Origin of the sequence: Rhodococcus yunnanensis NBRC 103083 (assembly GCF_001895005.1) — a bacterium.
Lineage (GTDB): Bacteria > Actinomycetota > Actinomycetes > Mycobacteriales > Mycobacteriaceae > Rhodococcoides > Rhodococcoides yunnanense.
This window is the reverse complement of sequence record NZ_BCXH01000013.1, coordinates 51,299-65,925: the sequence shown is the minus strand read 5'-3', so window position 1 is coordinate 65,925 and position 14,627 is coordinate 51,299. Positions and strand designations below refer to the sequence as shown.

At 63.1% G+C, this 14,627-nt stretch carries 16 protein-coding genes; 6 read left to right on the top strand and 10 right to left on the bottom strand.

Translation table 11 applies throughout. From position 1 onward, the window contains the following. Positions 1-3 precede the first annotated feature (3 nt). Complete coding sequence (locus tag RY1_RS19645) at positions 4-699, bottom strand: 3-keto-5-aminohexanoate cleavage protein (RefSeq protein WP_072805725.1); 696 nt, start codon at positions 697-699, stop codon at positions 4-6. Beyond that, positions 696-1,256 carry a TetR/AcrR family transcriptional regulator gene (locus tag RY1_RS19640; RefSeq protein ID WP_218019827.1) on the bottom strand — a complete coding sequence of 187 codons (561 nt, stop codon included), beginning with the start codon at positions 1,254-1,256 and terminating at the stop codon, positions 696-698. The genes RY1_RS19645 and RY1_RS19640 overlap by 4 nt, the downstream gene beginning before the upstream one ends. A 104-nt stretch (positions 1,257-1,360) precedes the next feature. Between RY1_RS19640 and RY1_RS19635 the strand changes: the two genes are divergently transcribed. Beyond that, positions 1,361-2,200, top strand: coding sequence for an alpha/beta fold hydrolase (locus tag RY1_RS19635; RefSeq protein ID WP_072805723.1), 840 nt, complete (start codon positions 1,361-1,363; stop codon positions 2,198-2,200). 4 nt (positions 2,201-2,204) lie between these two features. Here RY1_RS19635 and RY1_RS19630 read toward each other — a convergent pair whose 3' ends face one another. After that, positions 2,205-3,260 (bottom strand): SDR family oxidoreductase, encoded by a 1,056-nt coding sequence (locus RY1_RS19630; RefSeq protein WP_218019824.1) that lies wholly within the window; start codon positions 3,258-3,260, stop codon positions 2,205-2,207. Between the two features lie 92 nt (positions 3,261-3,352). On the opposite strand from RY1_RS19630, the gene RY1_RS19625 reads away from it, so the two are divergent. Beyond that, positions 3,353-3,670 (top strand): ArsR/SmtB family transcription factor, encoded by a 318-nt coding sequence (locus RY1_RS19625; RefSeq protein ID WP_072805721.1) that lies wholly within the window; start codon positions 3,353-3,355, stop codon positions 3,668-3,670. Position 3,671: 1 nt separating this feature from the next. After that, on the top strand, positions 3,672-4,373 hold the full coding sequence (locus RY1_RS19620) for a YoaK family protein (RefSeq protein ID WP_072805720.1): 702 nt from the start codon (positions 3,672-3,674) through the stop codon (positions 4,371-4,373). A gap of 27 nt (positions 4,374-4,400) precedes the next feature. Here RY1_RS19620 and rraA read toward each other — a convergent pair whose 3' ends face one another. From rraA to RY1_RS19605, 3 genes are all read right to left on the bottom strand, one after another. Further along, the gene (gene rraA, locus RY1_RS19615; RefSeq protein WP_245819778.1) at positions 4,401-4,877 is read right to left on the bottom strand and encodes a ribonuclease E activity regulator RraA; all 477 of its coding nucleotides are present in this window, start codon (positions 4,875-4,877) and stop codon (positions 4,401-4,403) included. 212 nt (positions 4,878-5,089) lie between these two features. After that, a complete protein-coding gene (locus RY1_RS30685) occupies positions 5,090-5,461 on the bottom strand; it encodes a DUF5313 family protein (RefSeq protein WP_072805719.1) in 372 nt (123 codons plus the stop codon). Between the two features lie 10 nt (positions 5,462-5,471). After that, positions 5,472-5,921, bottom strand: coding sequence for a hypothetical protein (locus tag RY1_RS19605; RefSeq protein WP_072805718.1), 450 nt, complete (start codon positions 5,919-5,921; stop codon positions 5,472-5,474). 94 nt (positions 5,922-6,015) lie between these two features. Between RY1_RS19605 and RY1_RS30680 the strand changes: the two genes are divergently transcribed. Then, entirely contained in the window at positions 6,016-6,783 is a 768-nt protein-coding gene (locus RY1_RS30680) for a DUF8017 domain-containing protein (protein ID WP_245819776.1), read from the top strand. A gap of 131 nt (positions 6,784-6,914) precedes the next feature. Here RY1_RS30680 and RY1_RS31045 read toward each other — a convergent pair whose 3' ends face one another. Then, positions 6,915-7,223: an aminotransferase class I/II-fold pyridoxal phosphate-dependent enzyme gene (locus RY1_RS31045; protein WP_371829491.1), complete on the bottom strand. Its 309-nt coding sequence runs from the start codon at positions 7,221-7,223 to the stop codon at positions 6,915-6,917. Between the two features lie 255 nt (positions 7,224-7,478). Between RY1_RS31045 and RY1_RS30675 the strand changes: the two genes are divergently transcribed. Next, entirely contained in the window at positions 7,479-8,243 is a 765-nt protein-coding gene (locus tag RY1_RS30675; RefSeq protein ID WP_245819775.1) for a DUF8017 domain-containing protein, read from the top strand. Between the two features lie 200 nt (positions 8,244-8,443). Here the strand turns inward: RY1_RS30675 and RY1_RS19575 are convergent, their stop codons facing one another. Together RY1_RS19575 and RY1_RS19570 are read right to left on the bottom strand one after the other, a co-directional pair. Continuing rightward, entirely contained in the window at positions 8,444-9,193 is a 750-nt protein-coding gene (locus tag RY1_RS19575; protein WP_072805817.1) for a MerR family transcriptional regulator, read from the bottom strand. Positions 9,194-9,250: 57 nt separating this feature from the next. Beyond that, positions 9,251-10,441 carry a lipase family protein gene (locus tag RY1_RS19570; protein WP_245819773.1) on the bottom strand — a complete coding sequence of 397 codons (1,191 nt, stop codon included), beginning with the start codon at positions 10,439-10,441 and terminating at the stop codon, positions 9,251-9,253. A 188-nt stretch (positions 10,442-10,629) separates the two neighbouring features. On the opposite strand from RY1_RS19570, the gene RY1_RS19565 reads away from it, so the two are divergent. Then, positions 10,630-12,183, top strand: coding sequence for a succinic semialdehyde dehydrogenase (locus RY1_RS19565; RefSeq protein WP_072805715.1), 1,554 nt, complete (start codon positions 10,630-10,632; stop codon positions 12,181-12,183). A gap of 456 nt (positions 12,184-12,639) precedes the next feature. Here the strand turns inward: RY1_RS19565 and RY1_RS19560 are convergent, their stop codons facing one another. Next, the gene (locus RY1_RS19560; RefSeq protein ID WP_072805714.1) at positions 12,640-14,625 is read right to left on the bottom strand and encodes an MDR family MFS transporter; all 1,986 of its coding nucleotides are present in this window, start codon (positions 14,623-14,625) and stop codon (positions 12,640-12,642) included. Between the last annotated feature and the right edge of the window lie 2 nt (positions 14,626-14,627).

The window sequence follows — 14,627 nt, the reverse complement described above, 5'->3', positions numbered from 1 at the left end:
GACCTAGGGCAGCAGTGCCACCGCTGCCGCGACCAGATCGGCGTTGCCGGTCGCAGGGGAGCCGTCGGGCAGAGTCAGGATGTCCTCGAGTCCGATTCGGGTGGCAAGGCCGAGCTCGACGGCGGTCCGCAGACTGTCCCAGCATGCATCGCCCTGGCCGTGCAGCAGAAGAGGGATGCCGGTGGTGGAGGTCAGTGCCACCAGTTCGGCCCCGACTTCGCTCGAATCGCCCGGTTGCACCTCCAGCAGCGCACGCAGGCACTTCTGCGTCAGGCCCGAACCGAGCCAGGCTTCAGCGGCCGCGGCATTCCACAGGCCTGCCTCGACGCCGACGCCTCGATCGAGCAATAGGCGTGCAACGTCCGATGCCCCTTCCTCGTGCCAGTTGACCGATGCGAAGTCCGGCAGGACGGTCCACGACGCGATGGCGTCCACTCTCGCACCCGGAGTCGGCGTACTCCACGCACCGGTGGTGACGCCGACGGGCACTCCTGCTTGCCGTGCGGCGTCGACGGCGATGGCCACGTGTTCTGCTTCGAGGGAGTCGGTGCCGTCCGGCCGTTTGGGGTGCACGTGGATGGCTTCGGCTCCGGCCTGCACTGCAGCGATGGACTCGGCCGCGATCTGCTCGCCGCTCACCGGAACGGCCGGGTGATCACGAGGTGTGCGAGGGCCGTTGATGCATGCTTTCAATTTCACGAACGAGCTCCTGCGTCGAGTAGGACAGTGGCAGCGTCTTTCGCTGCCAGGGCGGACTCGGGGGATTCCGAAATCGCCGCGGTCGTCTGAGCGCCTTCGGCGAGGAGTGCGATCTGTAAGCCCAGTTTTTCCGGACAGCCTGCCTCGACCGCCAATTCGGTTACGTAACTCACGAATTCACGCTTGTGGCGATGTGCGGCATCGGCGACCGCAGGCATTGTTGCGCCCAGCTCGCCGAACGAGTTGATGAACGCGCACCCGCGGAAGTTGTCCTCGCGGAACCACATGTCGAGAAAGTCGAAGATGGAGAGCAGTTTTTCCCGTGGGTCGGTGTACGTCGATGCCTGGGCCAGTATGCGCTCGTTCCACACCGTTGTCCGTCCTTCGAGCACTCGCGTGACGATGTCGGATTTGGACGGGAACAGCGAGTACATGCGTTTGAGTGAAATCCCGGCTGCGGTCCGTAGTTCGTCCATCCCGACGGCCTGGACTCCGCGGGCGTAGAACAACTCGTCCGCGGCCTTCAGCACGGCCTCTCTGGAGGCGTCCGTCTCCATCTTCATCAACTCCTTGCGCAGAGAACCAACGTTCTCTAGTGTAGTTCACGGCGGGAGAACGTACGTTCTCCCGCGCGCCCCGTCTTCGAGGAAAGGCAACATCCATGGCTTTCATCAACGTAGGAACCGAGAACAGCACCCCGGTCGACGTCTACTACGAGGACCACGGCAGTGGCCAGGCAGTGGTGTTGATCCACGGTTACCCGCTCGACGGCAACTCATGGGAGCGGCAGTCGGCCGCACTGCTGAAGGCGGGCTACCGCGTCGTCACGTACGACCGTCGCGGATTCGGACAGTCGAGCAAGCCCACCGTCGGCTACGACTACGACACGTTCGCATCGGATCTGAATGCGGTTCTGACGGCACTCGATCTGAATGACGTCATCCTCGTCGGTTTCTCGATGGGCACCGGTGAACTGGCTCGATACGCGGCGAAGTACGGCACCGACCGAGTCGCGAAGTTCGCCTTCCTGGCTTCGCTCGAACCCTTCCTCTTGCAGACCGACGACAACCCGACCGGTGTCCCGCAGTCGGTGTTCGACGGTATCGAGGCAACGGCCCGCGAGGATCGTTTCGCCTGGTTCGACAACTTCTACAAGGACTTCTACAACCTCGCCGACAATCTCGGGACCCGCATCAGCGAAGCGGCCGTTCGCAACAGCTGGAATGTCGCCGCCGCAAGTGCTCCGGTGGCAGCACATGCCGTTGTACCGACGTGGATCGAGGACTTCCGCGCCGATGTTCAGAAAGTTCGTGAATCCGGCAAGCCCACGCTGATCCTCCATGGCACGGCCGACAACATCCTGCCGATCGATTCGACGGGACGCGAGTTTCACAAGGTGTTCCCCGAGGCGGGGTACATCGAGGTCGAGGGCGCCCCGCACGGACTGCTGTGGACGCACTTTCAGGAAGTCAACGACGCCCTGCTCGACTTCGTGAAGTAGCAGTTCAGGGAATTACCCTGCGACGCCGGAGATCCGAGAAGATGTCGGTGAACATCTTCTCGGTCTCGACGTACCGGTGGAAGCCGAAGCGTCTGGCCTTGGATCCGTCGGCGAAGAAGTCGTAGTCCCATCCGAACACGAAGTCGCCGAACGGCCACGCCGCGACGTCGGCGTATGCAGTCGGGGCGAGGTCGTATCGGTCCACCATGCTGTTCCACAGGGACTCCTTGTCGGCCATGGTGTCCGACAACGACATGTGCAGCGGCGCCGCCACGGGCAGGTCGAAGTACGCAGCGATTCGGGGCCACATCGTCTCCCAACGGAACAGATCCCCGTTGTTGATGTTGAACGCCTGGCCCGCGCACTCGGGAGTGGTTGCCGCCCATACCGTCGCCTCGGCCAGCAACCCTGCATCGGTCATCTCGAGCAGTGACGAATACGCACCCCTCGCCCCGGGGAATCGCAGCGGAACTCCGAGTTCCTTGGACATCGAGGCGTAGACGGCGATGACCGTCGCAAGATTCATCGGATTGCCCAATCTGTATCCGCAGACCACCGACGGTCGGATAGCCGTCCAGTTCCATCGTGCGCCGACACTGCGGGTTTCGAGGAACGTCTGTTGATCGACGTTGAACTCCGGTGGCATGTGGCCCGGATCCGACTCTCGTGCAGGCGTTTCGAACGGACCGAGGTGCGCGCCGTACACCTTGTAACCCTGCATGAGGCTGATGTGTTCGAGATTGTCGGATGCGGCCTCCAGCGCGTCGACGACATTGGTCAGCATGGCCAGATTGGGCGGGACGAGCTCGGCCCACGTCGGCCGGTCCTGATATGCGGCGTAGAAGACATGCGTGACGTCGTGCAACGAGGCAAGTTTCTCGTAGGTGTCCTTGGTGTCGAGCAAGTCGACGGCGATGTGTCGCACTCGGCCGTCGTCGACACCACCTCGTCTGGACAATCCGACGATGTCCCAGCCGCCGGTCTCCTTCAGGTGCTCGACGAGTTTTCCTCCGATCACCCCGTGTGCCCCGACGACCACCGCTACCCGTCTGCGCTCCATTGCCATCCTCCTGATCGATATATCGCAATTTTACGATGAACAAAGTGAACCACACACATCGGGAAATCGCGATATGGCGGTAGAGTGGCGGTGTGTCTGCGACCACGACCGAAGAAGACCTCGCGCTCGTCTTCAAAGCGCTGTCGAATCCCACGCGGGTGGCGATCCTTCGATGGCTCAAGGACCCGTCGGATTTTCCGCCGCAGCTCGAACCTGCCGAAGACGTCGGCGTGTGCCTCAAACACATACAGGCCAGGGCCGGTGTCTCGCAGTCCACGGCGTCGCAGTACATGGCAACTCTGCAGGGTGCGGGACTGGTGGCCAGCACACGCGTCGGGCAGTGGACGCATTACAAGCGTCGGGAAGACCGGATTCAGGAGCTGGCGAAGAACATCATGGGGGAACTCTAGGATGCCCGATCGACCCACTGTGGTGACGTCCGAGTCCGTGCGTCTCGGTGTGTTGCTCGCCGCAGTCGGTGGGTTCGTGGACGTGTACACCTTCATGACACGCGACGGTGTGTTCGCCAATGCTCAGACGGCCAACGTGGTGCTCTTCGGCATCGACATCGCCAAGGGCGACTGGCGATCCGCGGTGAGCTACCTGCCGCCGCTGGTGGCGTTCGTCTGTGGTGTGTTCGTCGCCGAGGCGATCACGAGACCCGCGATTGCACGGATCGTGCGAAAGCCCGTTCGAGCCGTCCTCGTCATGGAGATTCTGGTACTCGCCGTGGTGGGCTTCATTCCATCGACGGTGCCGAATGCCGTTGTGACGATCTCGATTTCGTTCGTCGCCGCTCTGCAGGTCACCACGTTTCGGGTCCTCGTCGATCAAGCTTTCAGTACGACGATGACGACCGGAAACCTGCGGAGCTTCTCCCAGGCGTTGTTCCGGCGAGTCACGACAGGGGACGCGGCTGCAGGCGTCCGAGCTCTGAACTTCGGAACCGTCATCGCGGGGTTCCTCGGCGGCGCGATCGTCGGCGCGTTGATGGTGCGGATGCTCGACGAAGGCGCCGCCTGGATCGCGGCGGGAATGCTGGTGATCGCGTTGGCGCTGTTCATGTTCGACGAATGGCGAGGTGTACCGCGGGTGCGGAACCCGCGCACATGAACGGTGCACCACGATTCGAGCACCGAGTCAGACGACGACGACCCCGTCCGAGTCGCTGTAGACGATCTCACCGGGGTTGAAGGTGATTCCGCCGATCTCGACGGGCACGTTCTTCTCACCGGACCCGGTCTGTGTGCTCTTGCGCGGGTTGGTGCCGAGCGCTTTGACGCCGATGTCCAGCGTGCGCAGAATCGCGGAGTCCCTGATGGCACCGTTGACGATCACTCCGGCCCACCCGTTGGCGACGCCTTTGCCTGCGATGATGTCGCCGACCAGCGCCGTGTGAATACTCGCTTCGCCGTCGACGACCAGCACGCCGCCGTTGCCCGGCTCACCGAGAGTCTGCTTGACCAGTAGGTTGTCCTGGAAGCACTTGATCGTCGTGATCGGACCGGCGAACTCCGCATGCTTACCGAACTGGATGAATTGTGTGTCGCAGCTGCGGATCTCGGGACCGATCTCGTCGGCCAGATCAGCAGTCGCCTTGAATTCGACGGAAGTCATGGTGCCCAGCATAAAGGTCACGCCGCAGGCCTGACTCCTGCCCGGGTATGGGTCGTTCCGCAGGCTCCACTCCTGGCCTGATGGTCGTTCCGCAGGCTCCACTCCTGGCCTGATGGTCGTTCCGCAGGCTCCACTCCTGCCCACGTATGGGTCGTTCCGCGGGCTCCACTCCTGGCCTGATGGTCGTTCCGCAGGCTCCACTCCTGCCCAGCTCAGTCGAGCCGGCCGTGACGCCTCTCGTACTCCTCGCGGGTGCGGTCGATCTTGCGCTGCGTGTTGGCGTTGAGCAGCTGCGGATCCAGATCGTGCACCAGCAGTCGATGACGGCGGTAGACGTTCATCAGCGCGATCGCGAAGTAGACGAGCGGGATGAACAGCAACGCCATCATCGCCAGCCCTATCCACAGTGGCCCAGGGACCAGAAGGAACAGACACAGCAGCGGAATGACCGGCAGCGTGAACCTGATCAGGTAGCGGGCCTGAGCACCGTTGCCGACGAGGTCCTTTTCCACCCAGTCCCGCATCGACGGCGGCAGTACTCGGCCGAACTGATAGCCCACGTACTGCCAGGGGTTCGGTTTCACACAGCGGACTTTACGCCAGGACCTCGCGTAGAACCGCTGCCCCGACAGCGAGCGCAACGACGTCCTCGACTGCCGCGGCGGCGAGCGGCGGGATCTTCGTCGATGCCCATCCTCGGTATGCATGACCTGCGTAGGAACCGGCGATCGCCGTGAGTCCGCCGACGACGGCCGCAGGGATCGGAGCCTCGCCGGTCTTGCGTGCGATGACGTAGGCGGCTCCGGTTCCAGCGGCAATCCTCCCACCGAGCGGCGCGGGATCCAGGCGTGACGGCGTCGACGGCAACTTGTCGCCGATGAATTCGCCGACCGTCGCGACGGCCGATCCGGCCGCTGCCAGGCGTTGGTACTTGGTGCCGTGGAACCATGCGAGTAGACCGACGCTGATCCCGACCGAACTGCGGAAGCCACTTGCCTTTCCGATCGAGGCGGACAGAAGTGCAGATCTGAGCGTAAGAGTCATCCGTCCAGTATTCGCCTGCGCCCGTGTTCCGGGGATCGGAACTGTCCTTCGGCCGTGTTAGCGTGTGGCGACTTCGGGGGGAGTAGTAGTGGGCGTGAGGGTGCAGTTGCTGCGCGTTGCAGCGTTGATCGGGTTGTTGTTCTTGGCGGGATTCCTGTTGCCCAAGCTGGGTCCGGAAGCTCCAGGCGCATACGAGGGAGTCGTCGCAGCTCCGACGTCCCCACGTCTCACCGGGGCGCCGACGCCGACCACAACCGTTCCCGGACCGCCCCCCGGATTTCCGTCGATGGAATACGCTCCACCCGAGATCGAGGTACCGGACGGGGACCCGATTCCCATCGACACCAAATACGGCATCAGCTACACGGTGCCGGGCGACTGGCGCAACGACTCGAGAGCCGTCGCTGGTTGGGGCGGGTCCGGGGGTTCGGTGACGTACGGCGCGATCGCGATATACGGCTACGACTACTGCCCGGAACACCACGACGGCGCCAGGAAGGCAATGTCTGGAATGACCGGCCGGAACGGCGTCGATGTGGCCACAGCAGCGTTCGAGGCAAGTCGGCAGGCGGAGATCATCTTCAGGGACCAGCCCGATGATGCCGTCCGGATCGACTATTCGGGTCCAGTCGAGTTCGAGATCGATGGAGCTCCGTCGGTTCGATACTCGGTGCGCGCGAGCAATATCGCGCAGAAATTCGATTGCGATCCCACTGAGGCAACCTTCGATGTCGTGGCAACGCAGGGTTACTCGAATGCGACCGTCGCCGTCTTCATTGTGCAAACCGATCAGCGAATACAGGGCGCGCTCGCGCGGAGTGTCGTAGATCAAGTGATTTCCACCCTCCGGCGGAAAAACTGAGATGGAGAGTCTCGATGGATGAAGTCTTCCTTGCAGAACCAAGTGAAGTTCCGGCCTCGGCCGCCTGACGTCGGAGATCGGTGTGCAGACGCTGACGTCCTACAAGTATTTCAACGCGCACAGCGGTTTTATCAGGACGACGGTCTGATTGCGAACCCCAATCGTTCGCCAGGTATCCCGAATTTTGAAAAGGTAAAGGAGTGCACGACGTTTGGGCTGCCGTCGCGGCAAGGCACCGACCCGGCCACTTTTGGGAAGGGTTCCCCATAGGCATGATCAACCAGCAGCGGGACCTTCTTCGTCTCTGCGATACGCAACAGCTCGTCGAACTCGGTAGTAGTCAAGCTGTCACCAGTGGGATTACGCGGATCGGACAGCAATAACGCGTCTACATCCGTGCGGGCATTCACCGCGTCTGTATCGGGTGTATACCGAAACATGTTGTTGGACAACAGGAATATCTCCGGAGCAATGCCAACTACTCCGCTTACGTCCAACTCGAGTCCCTGGTAGCCGGTGTAGTCGGGCAGGCAAGGCAACACCCGCACCTTGTGGCCGGGCCGGTGAAGACCGTAGTAGCCGCGAAAAGGAGCATCTGACTACCAGGTCCGACCACGATGTTGTTTCGAACCAACGACCATCCGAATCGGGAACCGTGTTAGCGTGTGGCGACTTCGGGGGGAGTAGCAGTGGGGGTGAGGGTGCAGTTGCTGCGCGTTGCAGCGTTGATCGGGTTGTTGTTCTTGGCGGGATTCCTGTTGCCCAAGCTGGGGCCGGAAGCTCCAGGCGCATACGAGGGAGTCGTCGCAGCTCCGACGTCCCCACGTCTCACCGGGGCGCCGACGCCGACCACAACCGTTCCCGGACCGCCCCCCGGATTTCCGTCGATGGAATACGCTCCACCCGAGATCGAGGTACCGGACGGGGACCCGATTCCCATCGACACCAAATACGGCATCAGCTACACGGTGCCGGGCGACTGGCGCTTTCTCCGAGGTGGTGTCGTGGGCTGGGAGAGTGCTGAGGGATCGGTCAGGTTCGGCGATATCGCCGATTACGGCTACGACTATTGTCCGGAATCTCGTGACGGGGCAACAAAGGCGGACGCCGGAATCACCGGTCGAAATGGAGTGGACGAGCAGACGGCAGCATTCGAGGTCAGTCGAGCGGCGGAATTGATCTTTCGGGACGAACCCGGTGATTCGGTGGCTATCGACTACTCGGATCCGATCGAATTCGAGATCGACGGTGCTCCCGCAGTTCGATACACGGTGAAGGCATCGAACCTGCCTCGGAAGCATGACTGCGACCCGACCGAAGGAACTCTCGATATCGTTGCAACTCAGGGATATTCGAACGCAACGGTCGCGGTGTTCATGATCGTTTCGGGCGGCCGGATCGACGGAGCTCTGCCACGAGAAACGATCGACCAGATTGTGTCCACACTTCGTCGTACGTGAGTGAAGAGGGAAGCGTATGCGCTGCGCGTCAGCTCCGGTGAATGCGCCTGGGACGAGATCGAATCGATGTGCTCGCCCGTGCCGCGCGAAGTCGCCGAACTGCAAGGGCGACCCGTCGGTGATCTGGTTCCCGACACGTCCGCCGCCTCCCGGGGACGAGGAGCCGTACGTGATTCGGTGGCAGTGAATCCGCGAATCGACTACTTGCCCTCGGCATTTGCGACGATAGCGTCGCGCAGATATTGGGCGAGCCCGGGCGCGACGTCGTCGTAATGCTTGGTGAAGCGCTCGTCGGCGATGTACATCTCACCGAGGCACACGTGCATCTCGTAACTGCAGTCGTAGTAGCGCTCGATACTCGCACGGTGACGTTCGGCCAGTACCGCCGCTTCGTCGGAGTCCACAGGCACTCCTTTGCCGAGCGCAGTCGCGAAATCTGCTTCGAGAGCGTCGGTTTCGGCCTTGACTCGCGTCCAGTCCTCCTTGGTGAAAGACGCGGTCCGCGACTGTGATTGCGTCCACGCCTCGCTCTGCCCCCACCGCTCCTCGGCCTCGGCGGAGTACTCCTCGCCGAGCCAGTCGTCGCCGAACACCTCGCGTTGTTCGTCCGGGGTCAACTGAATTCCCATCTTCCTCGCCTCCATCATCTTGTCCACTGCCGCAGCCATCCGGTGCAAGCGATCGATCTGTGCGTCCAACAGCTCGCGCTGACGCACCAGGTGCGCCATCGCATCGACGGATGGATCGTCGAGAAGGGCTGCGATGTCCTCCAGCACGAACCCGAGTTCGCGGTAGGTCAACACCTGGTGCAGTCGCTCCACGTCCGCCGCCGAGTAGCTTCGGTAGCCCTTGGGAGTTCGGCCGGACGGCACCACCAACGAGATCTCGTCGTAGTGGTGCAAAGTCCGGACACTGATCCCGACGAGCCGGGCGACCTCGCCCACCAACATCGATTCCGAATCGCTCACAGAAGACACTGTGCAACCTCCCGCAGCGTGAGGGTCAAGCTAACGAATCACTCGTTCGCATCCACCGGTAGGCGCTCCGGCCAGACGTTGAGACAACCAGTCGAATGCGCCGGGCCTACCGCCACCCTCGGCCGCCGTGTGATCACCGGGCACTTCCTCCAGGTGGACCGATGCACCCGCCGCGCACCACTGATCCTGCACGGCTTCGGCGCCTTCCTTCGGGATCAAGAAGTCCTGAATGCCCTGGTAGATGTACACCGGGGCCTCGGGCTTGATCTGTCCCATCCGGTTCTCCTCGACCACCGCGCGGGTGATGGGGTGGTCGAACACGTTCGGAACGTTGGACAGATTTTGCTGATCGAAGAGCAACAGACCGCTGTAGGACAGCACGTCGACGCATTGATCCTTCTGGATCAGGGCAAGGCGTTTGCCGTTGTCGTTGGCGAGTGAGCGCATTTCCGGGTACTCCCGGCTCAGCCCGATCGTCGCCGCGGTGAACAATCCGGACCCGATCCCGCCGTTGAGTGAGCGTTGCAGAATCGTGTAATCGGTGGGCGGCCCGCCGAACGCGACGCCGACGATGTCGAGTTCCGGGGCGTACGACGGGGCGAGCTGCGCCGCCCATCCCGACGCGATTGCTCCACCCGAGTAGCCGGTGATCCCTATCGGCGCATCGTCGGCAATCCCGGAGGCACGAAGACCGTCGAGGACGGTATGACCGGCGACGATGCCCGCCGAGTAGGCCTGGCGTGGGCCCTGATAATCGGTGACGACAACGGAGTATCCCCGGCCGAGGAGGTCGTCGACGCGGTCGATCTCCTTGTTGGTACCCCGTGGCAGGGTGTACGACGGTGCGCACGCGTTACCGAGTGAATCGGTCGCTTCGTTGTACGCGACCACAGGCCTCGGTCCGTCGCCCGTCCACGGCGCGTCGGGCACGATGACCGTCGTCGCCGCGGCAATGGGGTTGTTCTTCGAGTCGGTGGATCGGAACAGCACCTGCGTCGACGTCGTACCTGGTTGTACCGCAACACCTCTGGTACTCAGGACCGCACCGGGTTTCTCTGCTTCGAAGCCGGCAGGCGGAGTGAAGAACGGATCGCCGAGCGGCGCGGGGAGATAGGCGTCGGGGTTGCTGGGTGGGGCGACGAGGTCTCCCAGGGGATCCGCGTGAGCAGTCGGAGCCGACAACAACGCTGCCGCGGCGACGAGAACGAGAGCTGTGCGCACAGTGATCCCCACCCTGATTCGTTCCGAGCGCCCCGACGCCTAGGAAAGACCGCGTCCCATGGTGCCACAAGGTTGCCCGGTCGTCGCGCATGCGCACTGTGGTCGTCGCGCGTGCGCACTGTGATCGGAGCCACCGAGGAGGTAGGTTATGTGTAACTCCAAGAACTACTCACCAGTAGGGGTGCACAATGCCAGCTCCGAGCGCTGCGACCTTCTCACGGCTCGCCGACCTGATCGCCATCGCGGACGTCGATGCCAGGCCGACGAAGTCCATCACGGAGGTGTTCACGGGAAAGGAACTCGCCACCATCCCCGTGGGTACCGCCGATGACGTCACTGCGGCGATTGCCCGCGCTCGTCTCGCGCAGAAGGCGTGGGCCAAGCGACCCGTCGCTGAGCGCGCCGAGATCTTTCATCGCTACCGCGACCTCGTCCTCGCTCATCGCGACGAACTGATGGACATGGCGCAGGCCGAGACCGGTAAGTCACGTGCCGCAGCGCAGGAGGAGGTGCTCGACATCTCGATGACTGCGCGACACTACGCGCGCACGGCCGCGAAGCTGCTCTCGCCCAAGCGGGTCACCGGCATGCTTCCGGTCCTGACTAAGACGACCGTTCGATACCAGCCGAAGGGCATCGTCGGGATCATTTCGCCGTGGAACTACCCGATGACTCTCGCGGTGTCCGACGCCATCGCCGCGTTGCTCGCGGGCAACGGTGTCGTTCTGAAGCCGGATTCCCAGACTCCCTACTGCGCGCTCGCCGTCGTCGAACTGCTCTACAAAGCCGGACTGCCTCGTGATCTGTTCGCGGTCGTACCGGGACCGGGCTCGGTCGTGGGCACGGCCATCGTCGAGAACACCGAGTACGTCATGTTCACCGGATCCACCGCGACGGGCCAGTTGCTCGCCGAGCAGGCCGGCCGTCGCCTCATCGGTTTCTCCGCCGAACTCGGCGGCAAGAACGCGATGATCGTCGCGCGTGGGGCGAACCTGAGGGAAGTGTCCGACGCCGCAGTGCGCGCCTGCTTCTCCAACTCGGGCCAGCTGTGTATCTCGATCGAACGTATCTATGTCGAGCGATCGATCGCCGACGAGTTCACCGCCAAGTTCGGGCAGCGGGTCCGCGACATGTCTCTCGGCGCGCAGTACGAGTTCGGCATCGAAATGGGCAGCCTCATCTCCGAGGACCAGATCAAAACCGTCACTGCACACGTCGACGACGCGAAGGTCAAGGGTGCCAAAGTTATTGCGGGCGGTAACGCGCGTCCGGACATCGGACCGTTGTTCTACGAACCAACCGTACTGACGAATGTCCCCGAGGATGCGGAGTGCGCGGCCAACGAAACGTTCGGGCCGTTGGTGTCCATCTACCCGGTGGCCGACATCGAGGAAGCCATCGCCAAGGCGAACGACACCGAGTACGGTCTCAACGCCAGCGTCTGGGCGAGGACCAAGGCGGAGGGTGAAGCCATTGCCGCCAGGCTGCACTCGGGAACGGTCAACGTCGACGAAGGGTACGCACCCGCATGGGGCACCACCGGTGCTCCGATGGGCGGCATGGGCGTCTCGGGCATGGGTCGACGCCACGGACCCGACGGGCTCCTCAAGTACACCGAATCGCAGACCATCGCGACAACGCGGCTGCTGAACCTCGGCGGCCCCCGCGGACTGTCGCCGAAACTGTGGGCGAAGATCATGCCTCCGTTCGTGAAGGCGCTCAAGTACCTGCCGGGTCGGTAGTTTCGGGGGTTTCGGGGGTTTTCGGTTGACCGTGGGTGACCGAATGTCACATTCGCTCCGCTCGCAGGTGACCGAATGTCACATTCGGTGTGGTTGCGGTGTGCGAGGGCGGCATTCGGTCACTCTGCGTGTGCGAGGGCGGCATTCGGTCACTCTGAGTGTGCGGCGGTGACATTCGCTCACCCCGGGGTGACCAAAGGTGACATTCGCTCCGCTCGCAGGTGACCGAATGTCACATTCGGTGTTGTTGCGGTGTGCGAGGGCGACATTCGGTCACTCTGAGTGTGCGAGGGCGGCATTCGGTCACTCAGAGTGCGCGAGGGTGACATTCGGTCACCCTGGGTCGGTCACCCGGGGGGGTCACCCTGGCGGTCACCATGGGGCGGGCGGGGGACGGGTGGGAACACGGAAAAGGCCCGCACACCCATGGTGTGCGGGCCTTCTACGTACGCGAACCTAGTTGACGCTGTGACCGTTGAGGTCGGAGTGCGCGTAGGGCCGCTGGTGCGGATCGGGGACGTGGGAGTCTCCGAGTACGCGGGCGATCTGGTCTTCGCTGAGTCCGAGGCGACGGAGTCGCTCGCAGACGGCGTCGAAGCTCAGCATCTTGGCATCGAGTTCCTGTTGGAGCGCGATGACCTCGGCGCGGACGACCTCGGCTTCGTCGAGAGCCTCCAACGTTTCCTTCGGCTGGGGCAGGAGCAGGCTCAACAGTCGGTCGCGGGCGTCGGTGGACAGTCCCTCGAACGGCGCGGATCCTGGGTGTGCCTCGTGGCGTCCGGCGAGTTCGAGTTCGTGATCCTCGATGCTCGGATCGGAGGGCACGTACTCGCGGGTGGAGCCGAAGGATGGGATCTCGGCGACCTGTTCGCCTGCCTCGGGAGCCTGAGCGAAGTCGATCGTCTTGCGCAGCGGCCGGTTCGGGATCAATGCGACCGCGATGAGTGTGACGATTGCGATGAAACCTGCGACGAGGAAGATCCGTCCTGTTGCATCGCCGTACGCGGTGCGGATGACCGCTGCGATCGGCGCAGGCAGAGCTGCGAGGTCGAGTGAACCGCCCGAGCTTCCTGCGGAGTCGACGCCGAGCTGGGCGAGACCGCTTGCCGACTTCTCGGCCACACGGCTTGCGAGGATCGATCCGAGAACCGAGACTCCGACTGCTCCGCCGAAGGTGCGGAAGAAGGCGACAGTCGACGACGCTGCGCCGATGTTGTGCACGCTCACTGTGTTCTGTACGGCGAGAACGAGATTCTGCATCAGCATGCCGGTTCCGAGACCGACGACGGTGATGAAGATGCCGACCGTCCACAGGCTGGTCTCGTGATCGATGGTTCCGAGGAGAAGGAATCCGATGACCAGCAGGATCGAGCCGGTGACGATGAAGCCCTTCCACTTTCCGAACTTGGTGATCAGCTGACCCGACCCGACGGACGCGACGAGCATGCCGAATACCAGTGGGATGGTGAGCAGTCCGGCCTCGGTGGGTGAGAATCCGCGAGCGGTCTGGAAGTACTGGCCGAGGAAGGTCGTTGCGCCGAAGAGGCCGACACCGACTGCGATGGATCCGATGATTGCCAGCCCGGTGGTCCGCTCGGTGACGATCTTGAGCGGGAGGATCGGGGACTTGGCCTTGGTCTCGACGAAGAGCATCAGGACCAGGAGCAGGACGCCGCCGCCGACGAGGAGTGCGGTCTCACGTGAGAACCAAGCGTAGTAGTCGGTCTTGCCTGCGAACGAAACCCACACGAGCAGAACGGAAACGCCTGCGGTGAGCAGGAGTGCACCGAGCCAGTCGATGGACACCTTCTCCGTACGCTTCTCGGTGGCGATGTGCAGAGTCTTCTGCAGCAGTCCGAGGGCGATGACGGCCAGTGGGATGCAGACGAAGAAGCACCAGCGCCAGCCGAGGGGGCTGTCGACGATGACGCCGCCGAGGATCGGGCCTCCGGACATCGAGACTGCCATGATGGCGCCGGTGTATCCGGAGTAGCGGCCACGATCACGTGGGGAGACGATCGTTCCGATGATGGCGATGACCAATGCGGTCAGTCCGCCCATGCCGATGCCCTGAACGACGCGTGCTGCCAACAGGATCGGGACGTTGTGCGCGAAGCCTGCCATGATCGATCCGACGACGAAGATGACGATCGCCGTTTGAACGAGCACCTTCTTGTTGAAGAGGTCGGCCAGTTTGCCCCAGATGGGGGTGGATGCCGCGTTGGCGAGCAGCGCGGTGGTGATGACCCACGAGTACGCGGTCTGCGAACCTTCGAGATCGGCGATGATGGTCGGCAGCGCTGTGGAGACGATGGTGGTGCTGAGTAGTGCTGTGAACAGTGCGGCGAGCAGGCCGGTGAGGGCTTCGAGGATCTGCCGGTGGGACATTGCCTCCGGTTCGGCCTCGGCCCTGTTGGGCGGAGCGTCGAGTGTCGATGTCATAG

Coding starts and splice junctions, on each gene's coding strand:
- rraA (WP_245819778.1), bottom strand. CDS start 4,877: ATGACTTCCGTCGAATTCAAGGCGACTGCTGATCTGGCCGACGAGATC.
- RY1_RS19630 (WP_218019824.1), bottom strand. CDS start 3,260: ATGGAGCGCAGACGGGTAGCGGTGGTCGTCGGGGCACACGGGGTGATC.
- RY1_RS19640 (WP_218019827.1), bottom strand. CDS start 1,256: ATGGAGACGGACGCCTCCAGAGAGGCCGTGCTGAAGGCCGCGGACGAG.
- RY1_RS19565 (WP_072805715.1), top strand. CDS start 10,630: ATGCCAGCTCCGAGCGCTGCGACCTTCTCACGGCTCGCCGACCTGATC.
- RY1_RS19575 (WP_072805817.1), bottom strand. CDS start 9,193: ATGTTGGTGGGCGAGGTCGCCCGGCTCGTCGGGATCAGTGTCCGGACT.
- RY1_RS19605 (WP_072805718.1), bottom strand. CDS start 5,921: ATGACTCTTACGCTCAGATCTGCACTTCTGTCCGCCTCGATCGGAAAG.
- RY1_RS19635 (WP_072805723.1), top strand. CDS start 1,361: ATGGCTTTCATCAACGTAGGAACCGAGAACAGCACCCCGGTCGACGTC.
- RY1_RS19560 (WP_072805714.1), bottom strand. CDS start 14,625: ATGACATCGACACTCGACGCTCCGCCCAACAGGGCCGAGGCCGAACCG.
- RY1_RS19620 (WP_072805720.1), top strand. CDS start 3,672: ATGCCCGATCGACCCACTGTGGTGACGTCCGAGTCCGTGCGTCTCGGT.
- RY1_RS31045 (WP_371829491.1), bottom strand. CDS start 7,223: ATGTTTCGGTATACACCCGATACAGACGCGGTGAATGCCCGCACGGAT.